The organism is Streptomyces sp. NBC_00425, from assembly GCF_036030735.1.
Taxonomy (GTDB): domain Bacteria; phylum Actinomycetota; class Actinomycetes; order Streptomycetales; family Streptomycetaceae; genus Streptomyces.
Map to the genome: position 1 here is coordinate 8,770,397 of NZ_CP107928.1, position 21,001 is coordinate 8,791,397.

16 protein-coding genes and 1 pseudogene are annotated in these 21,001 nt (G+C 70.2%); 13 read left to right on the top strand and 4 right to left on the bottom strand.

From position 1 onward, the window contains the following. The first annotated feature begins 9 nt into the window (after positions 1-9). The 3 genes from OHS82_RS38635 to OHS82_RS38645 all read left to right on the top strand — a co-directional run bounded on the left by OHS82_RS38635 (position 10) and on the right by OHS82_RS38645 (position 3,027). Complete coding sequence (locus tag OHS82_RS38635; RefSeq protein WP_328435559.1) at positions 10-1,293, top strand: sensor histidine kinase; 1,284 nt, start codon at positions 10-12, stop codon at positions 1,291-1,293. After that, complete coding sequence (locus OHS82_RS38640) at positions 1,290-1,958, top strand: response regulator (RefSeq protein WP_057581585.1); 669 nt, start codon at positions 1,290-1,292, stop codon at positions 1,956-1,958. Before OHS82_RS38635 ends, OHS82_RS38640 begins: the two co-directional genes overlap by 4 nt. 484 nt (positions 1,959-2,442) lie before the next feature. Next, a complete protein-coding gene (locus OHS82_RS38645) occupies positions 2,443-3,027 on the top strand; it encodes a TetR/AcrR family transcriptional regulator (RefSeq protein WP_057581587.1) in 585 nt (194 codons plus the stop codon). Between the two features lie 10 nt (positions 3,028-3,037). Here OHS82_RS38645 and OHS82_RS38650 read toward each other — a convergent pair whose 3' ends face one another. After that, entirely contained in the window at positions 3,038-4,783 is a 1,746-nt protein-coding gene (locus OHS82_RS38650; RefSeq protein WP_328435560.1) for an FAD-dependent monooxygenase, read from the bottom strand. Between the two features lie 413 nt (positions 4,784-5,196). Between OHS82_RS38650 and OHS82_RS38655 the strand changes: the two genes are divergently transcribed. From OHS82_RS38655 to OHS82_RS38665, 3 genes are all read left to right on the top strand, one after another. Then, the gene (locus tag OHS82_RS38655; protein WP_057581589.1) at positions 5,197-5,940 is read left to right on the top strand and encodes a hypothetical protein; all 744 of its coding nucleotides are present in this window, start codon (positions 5,197-5,199) and stop codon (positions 5,938-5,940) included. Between the two features lie 96 nt (positions 5,941-6,036). Next, positions 6,037-7,026 (top strand): hypothetical protein, encoded by a 990-nt coding sequence (locus OHS82_RS38660; RefSeq protein WP_328435561.1) that lies wholly within the window; start codon positions 6,037-6,039, stop codon positions 7,024-7,026. Continuing rightward, complete coding sequence (locus tag OHS82_RS38665) at positions 7,026-8,129, top strand: alcohol dehydrogenase catalytic domain-containing protein (protein WP_328435562.1); 1,104 nt, start codon at positions 7,026-7,028, stop codon at positions 8,127-8,129. The genes OHS82_RS38660 and OHS82_RS38665 overlap by 1 nt, the downstream gene beginning before the upstream one ends. 114 nt (positions 8,130-8,243) lie before the next feature. On the opposite strand, the pseudogene OHS82_RS38670 reads toward OHS82_RS38665, so the two are convergent. After that, positions 8,244-8,534: pseudogene (locus OHS82_RS38670) on the bottom strand (hypothetical protein); the annotation flags it as partial. A 262-nt stretch (positions 8,535-8,796) separates the two neighbouring features. Then, positions 8,797-9,861: a quinone oxidoreductase family protein gene (locus OHS82_RS38675; protein ID WP_057581594.1), complete on the bottom strand. Its 1,065-nt coding sequence runs from the start codon at positions 9,859-9,861 to the stop codon at positions 8,797-8,799. Positions 9,862-10,414: 553 nt separating this feature from the next. On the opposite strand from OHS82_RS38675, the gene OHS82_RS38680 reads away from it, so the two are divergent. After that, positions 10,415-11,620: an amidohydrolase family protein gene (locus OHS82_RS38680; protein ID WP_242433277.1), complete on the top strand. Its 1,206-nt coding sequence runs from the start codon at positions 10,415-10,417 to the stop codon at positions 11,618-11,620. A gap of 218 nt (positions 11,621-11,838) precedes the next feature. Here OHS82_RS38680 and OHS82_RS38685 read toward each other — a convergent pair whose 3' ends face one another. Continuing rightward, positions 11,839-12,612, bottom strand: coding sequence for an IclR family transcriptional regulator (locus tag OHS82_RS38685; protein ID WP_328435563.1), 774 nt, complete (start codon positions 12,610-12,612; stop codon positions 11,839-11,841). Positions 12,613-12,734: 122 nt separating this feature from the next. On the opposite strand from OHS82_RS38685, the gene OHS82_RS38690 reads away from it, so the two are divergent. From OHS82_RS38690 to OHS82_RS38715, 6 genes are read left to right on the top strand one after another with little or no spacing between them, the layout of a single operon-like run. After that, the gene (locus OHS82_RS38690; protein ID WP_328435564.1) at positions 12,735-13,811 is read left to right on the top strand and encodes a cupin domain-containing protein; all 1,077 of its coding nucleotides are present in this window, start codon (positions 12,735-12,737) and stop codon (positions 13,809-13,811) included. After that, positions 13,808-14,638, top strand: coding sequence for a fumarylacetoacetate hydrolase family protein (locus OHS82_RS38695; RefSeq protein ID WP_057581597.1), 831 nt, complete (start codon positions 13,808-13,810; stop codon positions 14,636-14,638). Before OHS82_RS38690 ends, OHS82_RS38695 begins: the two co-directional genes overlap by 4 nt. Next, positions 14,635-15,360, top strand: coding sequence for a maleylpyruvate isomerase family mycothiol-dependent enzyme (locus tag OHS82_RS38700; protein ID WP_328435565.1), 726 nt, complete (start codon positions 14,635-14,637; stop codon positions 15,358-15,360). The genes OHS82_RS38695 and OHS82_RS38700 overlap by 4 nt, the downstream gene beginning before the upstream one ends. A gap of 16 nt (positions 15,361-15,376) precedes the next feature. Continuing rightward, complete coding sequence (locus tag OHS82_RS38705; RefSeq protein WP_328435566.1) at positions 15,377-16,930, top strand: FAD-dependent monooxygenase; 1,554 nt, start codon at positions 15,377-15,379, stop codon at positions 16,928-16,930. Continuing rightward, positions 16,927-18,984 (top strand): acetate--CoA ligase family protein, encoded by a 2,058-nt coding sequence (locus OHS82_RS38710; RefSeq protein WP_057581602.1) that lies wholly within the window; start codon positions 16,927-16,929, stop codon positions 18,982-18,984. The genes OHS82_RS38705 and OHS82_RS38710 overlap by 4 nt, the downstream gene beginning before the upstream one ends. Beyond that, complete coding sequence (locus OHS82_RS38715) at positions 18,974-20,635, top strand: (2,3-dihydroxybenzoyl)adenylate synthase (protein ID WP_328435567.1); 1,662 nt, start codon at positions 18,974-18,976, stop codon at positions 20,633-20,635. The genes OHS82_RS38710 and OHS82_RS38715 overlap by 11 nt, the downstream gene beginning before the upstream one ends. Positions 20,636-21,001 lie beyond the last annotated feature (366 nt).

Consider the following 21,001-nt stretch of genomic DNA (forward strand, 5'->3'; position numbering starts at 1 on the left):
GTGACGTCCGTGACCACCGATGACATCAGCGGCATGGGACCGCTGGTCGCCCGGCTCTCCCGGGGCGGCCAGCGGCTGCGGCAGGCCGACCGGACACATCCCTGGATGCTGGACACCGCCATCGTCGTCCTGGTCTTCCTGATGTTCTGCCTGCCCGATCTGATCCACGGCGGTGTGGACGACGGCGACAGCCCGCGCCGGTTCCGGGTCGCCTTCACCCATCTTCCCGTAGCGGGAATGCTGGCCCTGCAGGCCGGCCTGGTACTGCCGCTGCTGTGGCGGCGGCGCAAGCCCGCGGTGGCCTTCGGCGTCATCGCCGCGGTGTTCGTCCTGCAGTGGTCCCTGGGCGCCGCGCTGCGCGCGGACATCGCCCTCTTCGTCGGGCTGTACAGCCTGGCCCTGCACGGGCGGCTGCGGCAGCTGCCGTGGGCCTGTGCGGCCATGGCGGGCGCCATGACGCTGGTCGCGGTCCGCGCGTCCTCGGCCGTGTCCGTCGGGGACGCGCTGTTCTTCCTGCTGAGCACGGCGACCGCGGCCCTCGCGCTCGGCATGATGGTCCGGATCCGCCGCGCCCAGCTCGCCGGACTGCGCGAGAGGGCAGCCCGGCTGGAGATCGAGCGCGACCAGCGCAGCAGGCTGGCCACGGCCACCGAACGCACCCGTGTCGCCCGCGAGATGCACGACATCGTCGGCCACAACCTGTCCGTCATCATCACGCTCGCCGACGCCGGCGCCTACGCCGCGGACATCCAACCCGCGCGAGGCAAGGAGGCCCTGCTGCTCATCGGCGACACCGGCCGACAGGCCCTCGGCGAACTGCGGCGGGTGCTCGGGGTGCTGCGCGAGGCCGGTGGCGGTCCAACCGGTGGACCCGAGCTCAGCCCGCAGCCCGGCATCCTGGACCTCGGCGCCCTGTGCGCCACGGTGCGCGCCGCAGGACTGGAGGTCGTCTATCGGACCTCCGGCGACGTCGACGCCCTGGACAGCGGGGTGCAGCTGACGGTGTACCGCATCGTCCAGGAAGCCCTCACCAACACCCTGAAGCACGCCGCACCCGACACCCGGGTACACCTGGCGATCCTCGCCGAGGACAGTCGGCTGACCATCAGGGTCCAGGACACCGGCCCGGACACATCGCCCGGACCGCCGAACGAGGAAGGACATGGCCTGGTGGGCATGCGGGAGAGAGCGGCCTTGTACGGCGGCACCGTCAGCGCGGGACCGACGGCGGGCGGAGGATGGAGCGTCGAGGCCGTCCTCGACCTCACGCCGGGAAGCGGCGGTGACCGATGACCACCGTGCTCATCGTGGACGACCAGCCGCTGCAACGCTACGGCTTCCACCTGCTCCTGGGCTCCGTCCCCGAGACCGATGTCGTCGGTGAGGCCGCCCACGGCGCCGAGGCCGTCCGCAAGACGGCCGAACTGCGTCCGGACGTCGTCCTGATGGACGTCCGCATGCCCGGCATGGACGGCATCGAGGCCACCCGCCGCATCGTCGCCGCCGGCGGCCGCTCGCACGTCCTCGTGCTCACGACGTTCGACCTCGACGAGTACGTCCACGCCGCCCTGCGGGCCGGCGCGAGCGGGTTCCTGCTCAAGGACGCGCGTCCCGAGGAGCTCCTCGCCGGGATCCGCGCGGTCGCCGTCGGCGACGCGGTCATCGCGCCCGCTCTCACCCGCCGCCTCCTTGAGGAGTACGCCCAGTACGTCCCCTCCCACAGAACCGACCCGGCCGAGGACCCGAGGCTCACCTCCCTGACCGACCGTGAACGCGAGATCCTCGTGGCCGTCGGCAAAGGCTGGACCAACGGGGAGATCGCCACGCGGTTCGTGCTGTCCGAGTCCACGGTCAAGACGCATGTCGGCCGTGTCCTGGCCAAGATCGGAGCCCGCGACCGCATCCAGGCCGTGATCTTCGCCTACGACCACGGCCTCGCCCGGCCCACCGCGGACTGAACCGACGAGCGGCGGCCTGCAGGAACGCCGTCGGCCCGGGACCCGAGCGCCGACGAGCAGGTCCGAGTGCGGAGTTCTCAGGCGGAGGAGGGTGCCCCCGGCAGGCCCCTGCACAAGCGTCGAACGGCCGCGTTGGGTTTGGTCAAGGGCCGCGTCGCCACCGAACTCGACCACATCCGGTGCAGGATCCGGCTCGGCCTCCCGTACGGCCGACGAGTGGCCGAGTCGCTCGTACGACGCCCGATGCGGCGAGTCCATCACCGCGACGAGTAGTACCCGTGGACATCGCCTCGGGCGACCCTGGCTGCCGCGCGGATGTCCGCCATCGCCGTGCGTGGAACGCGCCGCCACTTCCGCGGCGAAGGATTCCAGGGACTCCTCGCCGGGGCCCGGTGGGCGCGGCACTCCTTCCTCCTGCGCAGGGGGCGGCCTGCCAGGTGTCTACACTCACGGGAGACGGGGTGAACTCACGGGAGGAGTCGGGATGCCGCGCAACCGCCAGCAGATCCCGCGGGAGGAGCGCACGGGTGATCTGCTAGCCGCGGCCACCGAGCTCTTTCTGGCGAAGGGCTACGACAAGACGACGATGGCGGACATCAGTGCCGCCGCAGGCGTGGCCCGGGGCAACGTCTATTGGTACTTCGACTCGAAGGACCACATCTTCGCCGCCGTCATCAACCGCATGCTCAGTCGCGAGATCCGCATCCTGAACGAGGAGCAGGCCGGTGCCGACCCACTGAGCCGCCTGGTGCGCGGGCTGTCCGACATGCGCTACTCCCGGCCGCTGCACCAGGCCATGCACGACCGGCTTCCCCATTCGGAGGCAGTTCGCGAGGCCCACAACACCTTCCTGAACTGGATCGTCGGACTGGTCGACGAGTTCATGGCCGAGCGCGGCCTCGACGACTCCTCCGGTATCGATGCAGAGCTCGTCCGCGATGTCGCGGTCGCCGTCTTCGAAGGGGCGCACGTGCCCAACGACTGGAACAGACCGGCCCACGAGATGATCCGGTTCCTGTTGGAGTCCGTCGTGGCCAGGAGTGCGGCGGCCAAGGGGCGCAAGCGCTGAACGCGGTGCCTCAGACGAGGTGAGGCCCGACTCCCGCTGACACCGCCCGCCCCGCACCGACCGCTTCCGCTTCCGCGTCCCGGGGCGGAAGCGTCGCCCCGCGCAGCACGTCGAGCACGGCGGTGGGATCCGCGGGAGCCTGCCGGCCCCGCCAGCCGACGTGACCGTCCGGGCGGACGAGCACCAGCGGCCGCTCGTACAGCTCCACGGCGGCCCGGTCGGCTAGGCGCAGCACCGTCAACGGCACACCACACCCGCGCGCGGCCTGCACCACAGGCGTCGGGTCCGCGGAACCCGAGACCACGAGCGTGAACCCGCGCCCGAAGTGGTCGAGCACCGAACTGCCGTCGGGCAGCCAGACGTGCGGTGCGCGGCAACCGGGCCACGTCGACGGCACGTACTCGTCCGGCTCGTCGGGCGGCTCCGGACTGCCGTCCGGCACGCAGATCGGGGAGCCGCTGTAGCGGTATCCGAGCTGGACGCCCGTGCAGCGGAACTCCTTGGCCCGGGACCGGCGGATCTCCTCGCCCAGCTCACGGCGCAGCCGTTCGCCTTCCGCGTCCATGCGGTCGAGCGCCGGATCGGGCACGAGCTGCGCGTCGGCCCTCCAGTTGCTGGAGGCTTCGGTGACGTTGCGGACGGCGATCGGCCGCCGCTCCTGCTCGTAGCTGTCCAGGAGCGCCGGGCCTCCCCATCCGTGGAGTGTCGCGGCGAGCTTCCAGCCGAGGTCCACGGCGTCACCGATCCCGGTGTTGGCTCCGAAGCCCCCCTTGGGCCACAGCAGATGCGCCGCGTCGCCCGCGAGGAACACCCGCCCCGCACGGTAGGTGCGGGCCACGACGCAGTGTCCGCTCCAGGGCTGCGCCGCGAGGATCTCCACGTCGATCGGCGCACCGGCGGCCTCGCGTATCCAGGCGACCGCGTCGTCGGGGTCGGGCTCCTCGTCCAGGTAGACCGAGAGCCGCCACTCGTCCACGCCGTTGACGACCGTGATGTACGGCCTGCGTGCCGACGACAGGGTGTGGATCTGGACCGCGGGGCCGCCCAGCCGTTCCCGCAGCAGGTCCAGTAGCTGTGGCGCACGGAAGTGCACGGCGAAGTTGTGACCCTGGGCGAACATGCCCTCGAACTCGATGCCGAGCGCCCGACGGATGCCGCTGCGGCCTCCGTCGCAGGCCACCAGGTACGCGCCGGCCAGCGTCTCGGTGACACCGCTCGCCACGTCGCGCACCACGGCCAGGACACCCTCCAAGTCCTGCTCCATCGTCTCCAGGCGGGTGCCGTACCTGATCTCGACTCCCGGCAGTTCGCCGGCGGTGCGCGCGAGCAGCGGCACGAAGGAGAACTTGGACAGGAACGCGGGGCCCTCCGGCGTCAGCGGGGTGTACACGCCCGGAGACCGGTTGGTGACCCCGTAGTCGAAGTCGGTGAGGACGCGCCCCGTGGCGGAGGTGGCGAACACCGTACGGTGCGGGTAGTCCGGGGGCGGTGCCGACTCCGTGCGTGCCTCTTCCGCGCACCCCCAGCGGCGCAGATGTTCCATGGTGCGCGAAAAGATCGCTTCACCTGCTGGAAAGGGCACATGGCCGTCACCCTGATCGATCACGGTGACCGGTACACCACGCCACCCCAACTCGGTCGCGAGGGCGAGGCCCACAGGCCCTGCTCCCACGATCAGGACGCGCCGGGATGCGGCTCCTTCGTGCTGGTCAGACATTGAAGATCTGCCTTCCTGAGCAAGGGTCGGACCACTCATGGTCCCATCTCTTGAACCCGGGTCAGAATTACACGCGCATGTCGCTGTATGGAAGACCTGGAAAAACACAAGACTTTTGACCGATCGTGTGCGGTGCTACGCTCGTCTTGGGTTCAAGAGAGAGGGGCGTCATGACGCCTCCCGCTGATCACAGCGATACCGGGAGCCACTGCCTGGCTCTGGGCCGGCCCGCTGCCGGGATCGACCAGTTGGCAGACGGCAGACCATCCGCGTAACTGCCCATATGCGGCAGCCCGATGGTGCCGTCGCGCCTCACCGATTGACGGGGGCACCGAGGTGCGATTCGAGGTCGAACGCATCGGCGCCCTGGTCAGGGCGCGGCGGCGGCGTTCCAGCCGGAGAAATGTCGCCCTCACCACACGATTCCGGCAGCCAACGGAGGACACGACGACATGAGTACGGAAGCCAAGGACAGCTTCGGCGGCGGAGACCCGTGGAAGTACATCCAGCAGTGGGACGAGGAGCGCTTCGGCCCGGAGATCCACGATGTGAAGCTGCGGGCGAAATGGGAGATGGCCATGGCCATCGCCGGTGGCCTGCCGTACATCTGGCAGGAGCTGGCCCGGCCGATCTCCGAGATCGTCTACGGTCTCCTCGAACTCCGTCGGGGAGACCGGGTTCTGCTCATCGGTGAGGGCATCGCCCCCGCCGGGTGGGTCGAGGACATGCGGGCCTTGGTGGGACCGGAGGGCGTCATCGACACCGTGGAGATCATCAAGGACGGACGAAACGCCGTCCTGGGCAAGGTTCCCGGGCGGAACGGCCAGGTTGGCTGCTGGCGCTGGTCGTACACGGACTCGGTGGGCGACGAGGCATACGATTGCGTCGCCGTGCTGCAGGCGACACAGCACTGTGACGACTGGCCTGAGACGGCTGCGGACCTGCTGCGGGTGATGAAGCCCGGCCGGCGCATCGTGCTGGCCGAAGCGGTCTTGAAGGGAGCGACGTTCTTCTCCCGTGTCGACTCCGACGTCCACCTGCGGCAGTGGTTCGACAAACTCTTCGGGCACGTCCCCGTGGACGACATCCCCTACTACTCCGGAGAGCAGATCCGCGAGGCGTTCGGGGACAAGGTCGACAGCCCTCAGCTGATGGAGTGGAAGGGCATCGAGATGTACTGGGGCCGAAAGAGGTGACCACTGCCACGGGCTTCGGCCAGCAGGCGGCGGCACACACTCCCTCCCCGTCACCCAAGTTGATCCAGCCGTTCACCGAAGGACAAGGAGGTCCCCGTGGGTGTCGTTGAAGACGTCATGGTCCTGGGCTCCGACCATCCGCTGCGCAGTATCGTCCGCGACGAGGGCTTGCTGCTCTCGCCGCCGCATCCCCCGAAGGTGCCCGTCAAACTGTGGCAGGAGCACCCGCCGCTGACCGTGGTGCACTACCCGCAGCAGTACGAGCCGGAGGCATTCGCCCCTCCGCGCGGTGTCTACGAGAACGACGAGATCCGCGTCGAGTGGCAGAAAATGGACGGCCGGCAGCCGTTCTACCATCGCAACTGCGACGTCGACGAGATCTCCTACCAGATCGGCGGCGGGCGGACGCTGATGTCCGAACTCGGCGTGATCGAGTTCCAGCCCGGCGATTTCTCCCGTATCCCGCGCGGCGTCGCCCACGACAACTACGGTCGCGAGGACAGCCACCTGCTGTTCTACATCCCCGCACCGGTCACCGAGCTGGCACCGGCCCAGCGGGAGTCCCGGGCCACGTTCCCGCCGTTCCCCGGCTGGCAGCCCGGCAAGGCCAACGAGGCGATCACTCAATGCATGGCCGCGCTCGGCCACGACATCACCGTCTTCGGGGTCGACGAAAAGCTCCTGCTCGAGCAGGTGCACCAGGAGGAGCAGCGGATGGCGGTGCTCCGGGCCGATCCCAGTCAGGACGTCACCTGGCTGTACACGACCGATCGCATCCGCCTCGGCATGGTCACCACCACCCCGGGCGGACAGCGCCGCTACCGGCGCACCCTCGACGCCGACGAAATCCAGTACCAGGCCCATGGCCACCGCACGCTGATCACCCAGCGGGGCATCGTCGACCTTCAGCCGGGCGACTTCGTCCGCATCCCGCTCGGGATCTCCCACGCCAGCGTCGTGACCGAGCCCGGTGACTACGTCAGTCTTCTCTCGCACCAGGAACTGCCCCAGGTCGCCGAGACCGCGCGTACGGCGGATGCCTGTACCCCCGAACGGCTTTCGAGCCTCACCATGGAGGTCCGCTGATGGCCACGATGCTTGCCCTGCGAGCGCACCAGGGCGCCGAAGCGCTCGTCCTGGACGAGCTGCCCGTCCCCGAGCCTGGTCCGCTCGACGTGGTCGTGAAAGTCGCCTCCGCCGGCCTGGCCCCGGGGATCATGCGCCTGCTGCGGATGGGAGCGCTGAAGCACCTGCCCACCACCCTCGGCCACGAGGCCGCAGGAGTCGTCTCCGCCGTCGGCCGCGATGTCACGGGCCACGCGGTCGGCGACCGGGTGCGGGTCCACCCCCTGCTGAACTGCCGTGAGTGCGACTACTGCCGTACCGGCCGGGACATGATGTGCGCCCAGCAGGCCATGCTCGGCCATGCCGCCTTCGGCGCTGCTCCGATGCCCCTGTACGAGCAGTACCACGACGGCGGACTCGCGGAATACGTCCGTGTTCCGCACTGGCTGATCGATTCCCTGCCGGACTCCGTCAGCTTCGACGTCGCGGCCAAGGTCCAGGATCTGGCCAACGCCGTGCGCGCACTCAAGTGCGCCGACCTTCCGGAACGGGCCACTCTCGTGGTCACCGCCGCGACCGGCACCATGGGAACCGCGACGGTCAAACTCGCGGAGCACTTCGGAGTCGCCCGTCTTGTCCTCGTAGGCCGTGACACAGAGCGCCTCCAGCGCGTCGCGGGGCTCGCCGGCGGCATACCGGCCGGCATCGTCGCACTCGACGAACTCCCTGAGGACTGGTCGACCGACGGCACTCTCACCCGCAGGCTGCGCCGGCTGGCACCGGCCGGAGCCCACGCCGTCATCGACTTCATCCCGGACGGTCCCGCCCTCGGCCAGACCATGGCCGGCATGGCCACCGGCGGCACACTCGTGCACATGGGCGGCAACTCCACCCCGCTGTCGCTGCCCCCTATCGCCCTGATGATGCACTGCTGGCGCTTCGTCGCCACTCGTGCGTGCACCCGCCAGGACACGACGGATGTCCTTCGGCTGCTCGAGACGGGCACCCTCACCGCCGACGAGCTCATCACCCATCGGTTCCCGCTCACCGAAGCGCTCAAGGCCATGGACGCCATAGAGCAACGTGCCGACGACCCGATGTGGATGACCGTGATCAACCCCTGACCCGACGCACGAGCACCGTCACGGCTCCGAGGAGCCGCCTCACAACAGCGGGAGGAGGCCAGGAAGTGTCCGAATCAGAAGCCGTACGCAGCCAGGAACCGCCCGTTCGCGGTGGTCGGGGCGGCCGGGCTCAGCGGCGCGGATGACGTCGAAGGACAGGTCCTCCTTGCCGCTCCGGCGGCGGTAGATGGCCGCCTTGTCGACGCCGGCGGTGCGGGCGGCGCGTTCGACGGAGAGATCGGCCAACGGAACACCGTCCTCGCACAGTTCCGTCAGCGCTTCCAGAATCGCCTGTTCCACGGCCTTGCTGCGGGGACGACCGTGGGTGGAACCGTACGACGGCGCATGGCTCTCCGTCCTTTCACTCGCAGCGCACCGGTGAACGTCGCACGTCCGCGCGGTCACGCCGCCCGCGGAGCAGCACCCACCTGCGCCTGAAGACCCGTGTCCCGCTCAGGCCCGGCTGCGCGCGGTGCGCGCGAAGCGCCGGCACGCAGGACAACGAACGGCGTCACCCACCCGCACGGCGATGGCCGCGTGGCGGCGGCCCGGGCCCGGGTGGACCAGGCGGCACGGCACGGGTGGGGTCACGCAGCGAACAGCGGCGGGGCCCGTGAAGGCCACCCCCCAGGGCTCCACCCGTACCCCTGTGGCAGTTGGCCGGGCGTCAGGGCAGGAGGATGACTTTGCCGGTCTGTCGTTGGCTTTCGAGGTAGGTGTGGGCTTCGGCTGCTTCTTCGAGGGGGTAGGCGCGGTCGATGATCGGGGTGATCTTCTTGTCTGCCAGCAGTTCCAGGCACAGTTGTTGGTCGCGCAGAGTGGCACCGCGCACGCTGGCGATCTTGACCTGTTGGCCGATGAGGGCGAGTGCGTCCAGTTCGAGGCGGGATCCCTGGTCGGTCGGTGTGCCAAGGACGATGACCGTGCCGCCGAGGCGTGTGCAGGCAAGGGAGAGCTGGAAGAAGTCGTTGCCGCCGACGCAGTCCCAGACGGCGTCGGCGCCCAGGCCGTGGGTCAGCTCGCGTATCTGTGCCGGCATCCGGGGGTCGGTGGAGTGCACGATGTGGTCGTAGCCGAGCCTGCCGAGTGCTTCGTCGCGGTCCGGCTTCGTTGTGGTGCCGATGACGGTGGCCCCGCTCAGCTTGGCCAGTTGTGCGCAGGCGATCGCCATTCCGCCGCTGGCGCCGGTGATGACCACCGTGTCGCCGGGGCCGACGGGCGCTTGCCGGGCGCAGTTGAGCGGGGTGGTGTAGGTCCACATGGTGGCCGCGGCCGTCTCGTAGTCGACGCCGTCGGGGATGGGCAGGACGGCGTCCTGGCGACGCGCGACGTACTGGGCGTATCCGCCGAAGACCTGGTGTCCGGGATAGGCGGTGTCGACACACAGGTTTTCGAGTCCGCGTACGCACAGGGCGCAGTTGCGGCATGGCGGGTGCGGAAGCTGGACCGCCCTGTCGCCGGTGCGCCAGCGGGTGACGTTCTCGCCGGTGGCGACGATCTCACCGGCCGCGTCACGGCCGAGCTGGAACGGCAGGGGCCAGGCCGGCCGTCCCGGGAGAGGCTGCGGCAGGTTGCCCGAGCGGTAGCGCAGGTCCCAGCTGTTGACGGCCGTGGCGTGCACGCGCAACAAGACGTCGTCGGGGCCGATGTCGGGGATCGGTGCCTCGATGTACTTGAGCACCTCGGGCCCGCCATGTTCGAACAGGCGGACCGCCATCATGGTCTGTTCCACTCTCACGTTCCTTCAGATCGTTACGCGGTTCATCGCAGGCCCGGCACGGCCGCCGGCACCTCACCCGCCCCGGGAAGACCCTGCGCGAGCAGACCCCGACCATGCGGCTCATCCGGGGCGGACCAGAGAACTGACCAGTCTGACGATCCGGGGTAGCCCGTTTGCGTGGCCTGGCCGTGGCGGTCGGTACAGGTTGACAGACCGCCCAGGTTCTTGACTGCGAGTCATGAGATGCGGCCGAGCATGTCCGGCTACGTTACTGGTCTTGACTGGAAAATATCCTAGAACTAGCTTGGCTCCAGTTCAAGAGAGGGAGTGGGTAGCAGCCCACGTCACCCAGGAGCGCTCTGGAGCGCGACCCGGTCGCCGGACGCGGCCCGTCAACTCTGCGAGCCGGTCACGACCAGCCCACTCCCTGCCTGCCGCCATGCCTTCGACGGCTGCGGCTCCAAGGGTCATCGGCCTGATCGCGAACGACGCGCACCCTCGCGGAGCGCAACAGCCATTGGCAGGACCCTGGCAATCACCCGCGCGCCCCAGAGGGAGAGTGGACATGCCCGACGACCGTTCCTTCCAAGCCATGAATCCGCCCGCTGAGCCCCGTACCGAGCCTCCTGCCGAGTCCACCCGGCGAAGATTCATCGCCGCTACTGCCGCTGCCGGAGGAGCCGCCATGGTCGGCGGTCTGGCCGGGGGGCAACCCGCGCTCGCCGCCGAGGCGGTGTCCGGCAGTCGTGCCTCCACGGCGGGGGCCGGCTCAAAGGGACATCGGCATGCCGAAACAAAGGAGAAGAAGATGCGCATCGTGGCCGTGGAAGAGGCGTTCTCCATTCCTGGAGCCATCCGGCAGGAGGGAGCGATCCGTCAGCGCTTGGAGGCGCCAGAGGCGATCAAGCAGGAGTGGTTCCGTCGCCTGGACGATCTGACCGACCTGCGCCTGGCGGACATGGATGCCAACGGCGTCGATGTCCAGGTCCTCTCGTACGCCACGCCGGGCTTGGAAGTGATCGAGGACCCGGCGGAGGCGGTGGCCGTCGCGCGGCGGGTCAACGACCATCTTGCCAAGGCGGTCGCCGCACATCCGAAACGGTTCGCGGGCTTCGCGGTCCTTCCGCTGCAGGACCCCAAGGCCGCGGTCGTGGAGCTGCGCCGAGCGGTGAAGGAACTCGGGCTCAAAGGCGTGCTGTACAACGACCATGTGCGGGGGCACTACCTGGACGAGCCGCAGTTCAGGCCGGTATGGGCTGAACTGGAGCGCCTCGGTGTGACGCTGTATCTGCATCCGGCCGTTGTCCCGGCCGACAACTGGCGCGTCTTCGACGGGTACCCCGTGCTGGTCGGGCCGTCGTGGGGGTGGACCGCGACGACGGGTGCCCATGCGCTCCGGTTGATCTACGGCGGTGTGTTCGACGAGTTCCCGCGCGCGTCGGTGATGTTGGGCCACATGGGCGAGCTGCTGCCGTTCCAGATGGCCAGGCTCGACAGCCGCTACGGCCAGGTGCCCCCCGAGCGCAGGGTGCAACACCTGCCCTCGTACTACCTGCGGAACAACGTGTACGTCACCACCAGCGGAGTCATGTCGCACGCCGCGCTGCTGGGAGCCGTCCATGCCGTGGGTGTCGACCGGGTCCTGTTCTCCATCGACTACCCGTTCGAGTCCAGTGCTGCGGCGGTGGAATTCCTGCGCTCCGCACCGTACGCGCCGGCCGACCTCGCGAGCATCGCGCACGGCAACGCCGAGCGCGTTCTGGGACTGTGACGAGCCACGATGCTCAAGCGTTGACGAACTCTCGCCCCCGCTGATGAACGACGTTCGCGCCCAGCCGGTGGGTCGGCGGCGCGGGCTGGGGCCGCTCTGGAGAACGACTACAGCTGCCGCCTTCACCGGGTGCCCTTCGCAGAGGTCGTACGGCATGCCTCGAAGACGCTACGGCGCACGCCACCATGCGGTTTGACGGTGGCGTGCGCCGCCGCCGTTCACAGACCCTGACCGATCTCCCGCGCTGTCGCGAGCAGGGGTTCGGACAGTTCGGCGAGCCGTGCGCGGGTGCAGCGGACGGACGGAGCCGCCACGACCACGGCTGCTACGGCGACGCCCGTACGGTCGCGCACGCACGCGCCGACGGCGTGCACTCCGCGCTCGCTCTCCTGAAAATTGAGGGCGTAGCCGTGGCGGCGCACGGACACCAGCTCCTTCATCAGGCTCTCGAAGTCCTTGGGAGCTCTGGCCCGGTCCTCGGGGAGCCCGTTGGGGTAGAGAGCCCGGAGCCGGTCAGTCGGCAGTGCGGCGAGCAGGGCCTTGCCGCCCGAGGTCACGTGGGCGGGCAGGAGTGTGCCGGTGCGGTAGCTGACGCGCAGCGCCTGTGAGCCTTCCACGCCGTCGAGGAAGCGGCTGCCGTTGCCCTCGAGCACCATCAGGTGGGTCGTCTCCCGGACGGCGTCCGCCAGCCGTTGCAGGTGGGGATGGGCGATGGTGATCAGGTCCGGAGGAGGGGGCGCCTGGCTTCCCCTGATCGCCTGCAGAGCCGGCCCCGGCCGGTACACCTTGTGGCGGTCCTGCACGGCGAATCCCTCGAAGACGAGCATCGCGAGGATCCGGTGCGCGGTCGAGCGCGCGACGCCGAGCCGGTCGGCGACGTCCATCACCCGAAGCTCGTCGAGCTCGTGCAGCAGCCGGACGACGCGCAGGGCGTTGCCGGCGGCGCTCACCGGATACGAGGGGCTCGGCGAGGGGCTGCTTGAATTCTCCATAGAGGAATTCTACCCCTCATAGATTCCGGTGAGGGGAAATCGCGGCGTAGCGTCAGGGACGGCGCAGAACGATGCGCGCTTCTTCCGGCGGTCGCCGTACGACACGAACGTGGAGGTTTTCCATGACCGACACCACCAGCGAACAGACCGAGCGCAAGCTGCTCGACGAGCTCTACGCGGATTTCGAGGACGCGGGCCTGATCCCGCTGTGGACCCAGGTGGACGGCCTCATGCCGATGGTGCCGCAGCCAGCCGCGGTGCCGCACCTGTGGCGGTGGGCGGAGCTGCTGCCCATCGCACAGCGCTCCGGAGAGCTCGTGCCGGTGGGGCGTGGCGGCGAGCGCCGCGCCATGGCCCTGTCCAACCCCGGTCTTCCGGGCCTGCCTTACGCCACCCCGACGCTGTGGACCGCGATCCAGTACCTGGGACCGCGCGAGGTCGCGCCCTCGCACCGGCACAGCCAGGGCGCCTTCCGGTTCGTGGTCGAAGGCGAGGGCGTGTGGACCAACGTCGACGGGGACGCGGTGGCGATGCGACGGGGTGACCTGCTGCTCACGCCGAGCTGGGCCTTCCACGAGCACCAGAACGTCACCGATGAGCCGATGGCCTGGCTCGACGGCCTGGACATCCCGCTCGTCTCCGAGCTGGACGCCGGCTTCTTCGAATTCGGCCCCGACGAGCTCTCCACCCGTGAAACCCCCGAGCGCTCGCGCGGCCAGCGACTGTGGGGCCACCCCGGACTGCGCCCGATCAGCCGGCCTGACCAGCCCAACTCCCCGCTGAACGCGTACCGCTGGGAGCACACCGATGCCGCTCTGACCGCCCAGCTGGAACTGGAGGACGAGGGCGTCCCCGGCGTGCTCGAGCCCGGGCACGCCGGAGTCCGCTTCTCGAACCCCACCACCGGCAAGGACGCCCTGGTCACGATGCGCACCGAGATGCGCCGTCTGAGGGCCGGCGCCCGGACCACCCCGGTGCGCACAACCGGCTCCGCGGTCTGGCAGGTGTTCGAGGGCGAGGCGGTCGCCCAGGTCGGCGACAAGGTCTTCGAGATCGCCAAGGGCGACCTGTTCGTCGTCCCCTCCTGGTGCGAGGTCTCGCTGTCCGCCCGCACCCAGGTCGACCTCTTCCGCTTCAGCGACGAGCCCGTCTACGAGGCCCTCGGTCTCGCCCGTACCTCCCGAGGAGAACACAAGTGAAGCTCGCCACCATCCGCGTCAACGGCACCACGCGCGCCGTCCGCATCGATGAAGACAAGGCGGTGGACCTGGGCGACAGCGACCTGGCGGTCTTCCTGCGCCACGGTGACTGGGCGACGCGTGCCGCGGACGCCGACGGTGAGACGTACGAAGGCCCACTGGACTACGCCCCCGTGGTCGTCGCCCCGGAGAAGGTCGTGTGCGTCGGTCTCAACTACCGCACCCACATTCTGGAGATGGGCCGCGAACTCCCCTCGCACCCCACGCTGTTCTCCAAGTTCGCGCGGGTGCTGGTCGGCGCGTACGACGACGTGACCCTGCCCGCCGCGTCCACGCAGATGGACTGGGAGGCCGAGCTCGGCGTCGTCATCGGTGCCGAGGTCCGGCACGCCGACACGGAGCAGGCGCGGGCCGCGATCGCCGGGTACACCGTGCTCAACGATGTCACCGCCCGCGATTGGCAGTACCGCACCACCCAGTGGGACCAGGGCAAGAACTTCGAGGCCACCACACCCATCGGACCGTGGCTGGTGACCGCCGACGACCCCACGGTCTCCGCACAGGGCCTGAACCTGACGTGTGAGGTCGACGGCGACACGGTCCAGAAGGCCGACACCGGTGACCTCGTCTTCGACCCGGCCGCACTGATCGCGTACCTGTCCGAGATCGTCACCCTCGTGCCCGGCGACGTGATCGCCACCGGCACTCCGGGCGGGGTCGGCCACGCCCGCAAGCCCGCCCGCTATCTGCAGGACGGAACACTCCTCGTCACCCGGATCGAGGGAATCGGCGAGACCCGCAACACCTGCCGTCGGGAGACGCGGTGAGCGAACGCCCGGCCGCGATGCTGGGGCGAGTGACCAAGGGCACGGCGGCCTTCGAAGCCGCCGTGCACCGGCTGACCGACCCAGGATTCACCAGGCCTTCGTATCTGCCGGGCTGGAGCCGCGCCCACGTGGTCGCCCACGTCGCCCGTAACGCCGATGCACTCGTCAACCTGCTGACCTGGGCGCGTACCGGTGTCGAGACGCCCATGTACGCAAGCGGCGACCAGCGTGCGCGGGAGATAGAGGAGGGTGCCCGGCAGCCGGCCGAAAAGCTGCGTGCCGAGCTGCTCGCGGCCGACGGCCGTCTCGCCGGGGAGCTCGCCGCCCTGCCCGACGAGTGCTGGGCGGCGACCGTGCGCACCGCGCGAGGCCGTGAGGTGCCCGCCTCTCAGGTGCCCTGGATGCGGGTGCGGGAGGTATGGGTCCACACCGTCGACATGGACATGGGCGCCAGCTTCGACGATGTCCCGCACGATGTGTGCGTGGCCCTGGTCGACGACGTGGCCGCATCCTTCCAGGGTCGACCGGACTGCCCCTCCGTCCGGCTGCAGTCCGAGGACGGCGCTCACACCTGGCTGCTGGGCGACTCGGTCGACGTCGAGCCGGTCGTGGTCAGTGGTGGTCTGCCCAGCCTGGCCGCCTACGTGACCGGGCGCCCCGTGCCCGGTCCCTTGTACCCGACCGGCGGGGGATTCCTGCCGAAGCTGCCCGCGTGGCTGTGAGCACGAAGGAAAGACGATGAAAGTTGCCTGCATCGGCGCAGGTCCCGGAGGACTGTTCTTCGCCACACTGCTCAAGCGCAGCCGGCCCGACGCCGAGGTCGTGGTCTTCGAACGCAACCGCCCGGACGACACGTTCGGCTTCGGAGTGGTCTTCTCGGACGCCACACTCGACGCCATTGACGCCGCCGACCCTGTCCTCAGCGAGGCGCTGGAGAAGCACGGTCGGCACTGGGACGACATCGAGGTCCGCGTGCACGGGGCACGGGAGCGCGTGGGCGGTATGGGCATGGCGGCTGTGGTCCGCAAGACGCTGCTGAGCCTGCTGCAGGAACGGGCCCGCGCCGAGGGCGTGCGGATGCGCTTCCAGCACGAGGTCCGCGACGCCTCCGAGCTGGACGACTTCGACCTCGTAGTGGTGTGCGACGGCGCCAACAGCCGTTTGCGCACCCTGTTCGCCGACGACTTCGGACCGACCGCCGAGGTGGCGAGCGCGAAGTTCATCTGGTTCGGCACGACCTACGCGTTCGACGGGCTCACTTTCGTCCACCAGGACGGCCCCCACGGTGTCTTCGCCGCCCACGCCTATCCGATCAGTGACTCGCTGAGCACCTTCATCGTCGAGACCGACGCGGACTCATGGGCCAGGGCCGGTCTGGACGCCTTCGATCCCTCGACTCCGCCGGGCCTGAGCGACGAGAAGACCAAGGGCTACCTGGAAAACCTGTTCCGTGAGCAGATCGACGGGCACCCGCTGGTCGGCAACAACTCCCGCTGGGCCAACTTCGCCACCCGCAGGGCCCGTTCGTGGCGACGGGGCAAGTGGGTGCTGCTGGGCGACGCCGCGCACACCGCGCACTTCTCCGTCGGGTCCGGAACCAAGATGGCCATGGAGGACGCGGTCGCGCTGGCCGAGGCCCTGGGGGAGGCGTCTCACAGCGTGCCGGAGGCACTGGAGATCTACGAGGAGCGCCGCCGCCCCAAGGTGGAGAAGATCCAGAACTCGGCGCGGCCCAGCCTGTCCTGGTGGGAGCACTTCGGCCGCTACGTCCGTACGCTCGACGACCCGACGCAGTTCGCCTTCCACTTCCTCACCCGCAGCATCCCGCGGGGCAAACTCGCCGTGCGCGACGCGTTGTACGTGGACCGCGTCGACGGATGGTGGCGGGGCCGTCACGAGGCGGAGCCCCTGCAGACGCCATTCCAGGGCGGGCCGCACCGCCTTCCCACGCGGCGGGTGACGGTCGACGACGACCTCCTGACCGGAACCGACGGCACCGGCATCCCGATGGTCCCCTTCAGCGGTCGGTCGTCGGGGGTGGGCGTATGGATCGACGCCCCGGACACCGAGGAGGGCCTGCCGCTCGCCCTTGATCAGGTGCGTGGGACGGCAGAGGCGGGCGCCCTGCTCGTCGGTGTACGCGGCGGTACGGCGCTGACCCGCGTACTGGTCGCGGAGGAGGCCCGGCTCGTGCACAGCCTGCCCGCCGCGATCGTCGGCGCGTACGACGACGACACCGCGACCACGCTCGTCCTCTCCGGCCGGGCCGACCTCGTCGGAGGCACCAAGTGACCACCCTGGAACCGCTGTTCGCCCCCCGAGCCATCGCCGTGCTCGGCGCATCGGCCACGCCCGGGAAGCTCGGCGCGGCGATGGCCGACTCCCTGGATTCCTTCCCGGGGCCGGTGATGAAGGTCAACTCCGGCCGTCCGGACCCCGATCGGGGCTTCTTCCCCACCGTCGGCGAGGCCGCCGCAAGTCACGGCATCACACCCGACCTGGTCGTCTCCTGCATCCCGGCCGCCGTGACCGCCGACGCCCTGCGCGAGGCGGCCGCCGTCGGCGCCCGCGCCGCACTCGTGTGCGCCGGCGGTTTCGCGGAAGCCGGGGGTGACGGTGCGCTGCACCAGCAGGCGTTGACCGAGGTGGTGCGGGACACCGGCATCCGGGTCCTCGGACCGAACACCTCGGGCTTCCTCGTCCCCCACCGACGGCTCACGGCCAGTTTCGTCCCGGGCGCGCCCGACCTGGAACCGGGTCCGGTGGCGGTCGTGGCCGCGAGCGGCGGCGTGAACCACGCGCTGGCGTTCGCCCTGGCCGAGGCCGGCGTCGGCCTGCGCCTCGGGGTCGGCCTCGGCAACAGCCTGGACGTCACCCAGGGCGACGTCCTGCGCCACCTCGCCGAGGACGACGGCGTAAGGGCCGTCGCCCTGCACGTGGAGACCGCCGCGGAAGGCCGCCGCCTCACCGAGGCGGTGCGGCGTCTGACCGATAGTGTCCCCGTGGTGGCCCTGGTCGTGGGCCGCAGCGACATCGGAGACTTCGCCCGCTCCCACACCGGTGCCCTGGCCACCTCCTGGCGCGTGACCCGGACGGCCCTGCGCCAGGCCGGAGCCGTCCTCGTCGACGACGAACGCGACCTCGTCGACGCCGTCACCGCGCTCAGCCGCGTACGCCTACCCGCCAACCCACGCCCAGGCATCGGCCTGGTCACCGCCCAGGCCGGACCCGGTCTGCTGCTCACGGACGACCTGCGCTCCCACGGCATCCAGGTTCCGCCGCTGGTCGAACGGACCGCGAAGGAGCTGCGTGAGCTGCTCCCGGCCCTCACCTATCTGAACAACCCCGTCGACACCGGCCGCCCTTCGCCCGTGCTCACGCAGGTGGTGGAGCGGGTCTCGGAGGACCCCGGTATCGACGTCACCGCCGTCTACGGGCTGTTGGAACCCACCACCGTGGACCTCCCGGCCGCGCTGGCCGCCGCACGTACGGCCACCCCGCTCGTCGCCGTCGTCGGCGGACCCGTGGAACAGGCGCGGCGGGCCCGCCGTGAACTCGGTGAAGCCGGCATTCCCTGCGCGGCCACGCCTGCCTCCGGATCGGCGATGGTGCGCGCGCTCGTCGAGGACGCGGCTGCGCGCACTCGACTGGAGGCCGTCCTCACCGCCTCCGATGCCCCCGTCCTGCCCCCACCGGGGCCGGTCGACGAGCACACGGCCAAGGGCGTCCTGGCGGACTTGGGCATCCACACACCCGTACGGCGCGTGTGCGCCGACCCCGCCGAAGCGCACGCGGCTCTCGACGAGCTCGGCGGCTCGGTCGTCGTGAAGATCCTCGACGCGGACATCCTGCACAAGACGGAAGTGGGCGGGGTCCAGGTCGGCATCCGCACGCACGACGAGCTCGACGAAGCCCTTGTCCGCATGCCCGCGAGCCCCGCGCTGCTGGTGGAGCAGATGGCCCCCGCGGGTCCCGAACTCATCGTCGGCGTACGCCGGGACCCGGTCTTCGGCCCCGTGCTGGCTCTGGGCGCCGGGGGAACGGCCGCCGAAATCCTCGGCGACGTCTCCCTGCGCCTCGCGCCCCTGTCCGCGAACGAGGCCCATGGGATGCTCGACGAGCTAGCGACCAGCCAGCTGTTCCTCGGCGCGCGCGGTGCCACCCCGGTCGACCGTGCGCGACTCACCCACGTGCTGCTCGCCCTGGCCTCCCTTGCCGCCGACGATGCCGTGGCCGAGTGCGAGATCAACCCTTTGCGCGTCCTGCCCGACGGCGACGTCGTCGCGCTCGACGCCGTACTGCTGCTGCGTGACCCCCGGGATCAAGGAGGATCCGATGACGCGTGAGGGATTCGTACCCTGGCCCAAGGAGGCGGCCGACCGCTACCGCGAGGCCGGGTACTGGCGTGGCAGGCCGCTCGGCTCGTACCTGCACGAGTGGGCGGAGACCTACGGCGGCACAGTGGCCGTTGTGGATGGCGACACGCGCCTGACATACCGTCAACTCGTCGACAGGGCTGACGGACTGGCGTGCCGCCTGCTGGACAGGGGCCTTAACCCCGGTGACGCGATGCTCCTCCAGCTGCCCAACGGCTGGGAGTTCGTCACACTCACCCTCGCCTGTCTGCGGGCCGGCATCGCTCCCGTGATGGCGATGCCCGCGCACCGCGGTCACGAACTGCGCTACCTGGCCGCCCATGCAGAGGTCACCGCGATCGCCGTACCGGACCGACTCGGCGACTTCGACCACCGGGCCCTGGGCCGGGAGGTCGCCGAAGACACCCCGAGCGTACGGTTGTTGCTCGTCGCCGGTGGCACTGCCGGTACCGACGTCACGGACCTGCGCGCCCTGGCCGAACCGGCCGACGACCCGGCCGGCGCACGGGCCCGGCTCGACGACATCTCTCCGGACAGCGGAGACATCGCCGTCTTCCTGCTCTCCGGCGGCACGACCGGACTGCCGAAGCTCATCACCCGCACCCATGACGACTACGAGTACAACGCACGGCGCAGCGCCGAGGTCTGCGGCCTCGACGCCGACTCCGTCTACCTGGTGGCGCTGCCCGCCGGACACAACTTCCCCCTGGCCTGCCCCGGCATCCTGGGCACCCTCATGAACGGCGGCCGGGTCGTCCTGGCCCGCACCCCGGAACCCGGCAAGGTGCTGCCGCTGATGGCCGCCGAGGGCGTGACGGTCACCGCCGCCGTACCGGCCGTCGTCCAGCGCTGGATCGACGCGGTGGCCTCGGGCCGCCACCCCGCCCCGCCGGCCCTACGGCTGTTGCAGGTGGGGGGCGCCCGCCTCGCGCCGGAGGTCGCCCGCCGCGCCGAACCCGTGCTCGGCGGCACACTCCAGCAGGTGTTCGGCATGGCGGAAGGGCTGCTGAACTACACGCGCCCCGACGACCCAGACGAGATCAAGATCGAGACGCAGGGCCGCCCCATGTGCCCGGACGACGAGATCCTCGTCGTCGACGCCTCCGACGAGCCGGTCCGGCCCGGCGAGATGGGCGCGCTGCTCACCCGCGGCCCGTACACCCCACGCGGCTACTACCGGGCAGCCGATCACAACGCCCGAGCGTTCACCCCTGACGGCTGGTACCGCACGGGTGACGTCGTACGGCTGCACCCGTCGGGCAATCTCGTCGTCGAAGGACGGGACAAGGACCTCATCAACCGGGGCGGCGAGAAGATCTCCGCCGAGGAGGTCGAGAACCTGATCTACCGCCTGCCCGGTGTCGCCCGCGTCGCGGCCGTCGCGAAGGCCGATCCTGACCTGGGGGAGCGGGTGTGCGCCGTCGTGGTCGTCGAGCCGGGGACCCACCTGAGCCTCGAATCGGTGCGTGCCGCCCTCACCGCCATGCAGGTGGCCCGCTACAAGCTCCCCGAAGACCTCATGGTCGTGGAGGAGTTGCCGCTGACAAAGGTCGGCAAGATCGACAAGAAACGCCTGCGGGAGGTCGTCCGTGGCACGGCGGACTCCGTCGAGGCGGTGTGACGGCGCTCGCCGCGGCGGCGAAGGGTCCGGCGGCGTTGCGTGATGCTTCCGCTTTCCCGGAGGGAGTCGATCGGCGTCGCCGGCCATCCGGCGGTACCTGGGAAACGGCTCCAGGTACCGCCGTCGCCGTCGACCCGTGCCCCGATCGTCGGACCGGCAGCGGGATGTACACCGTCCCGGTGACCAGCGACACGCGTCCTCTCGTACGCCTCGCACGTCCTGCCGCCGAGTCTTTCTCCGTGCGGCCCAGGCCGAGTACTTCGAGCACCGGTCGGTCGGTCAAAGGACACGGATCGGCGTCGTCGGCACGAGCCCGCGGCTGACCCGGAACCGAACGTCGCTGCCACGTCGTGCGCGTGGCGAACG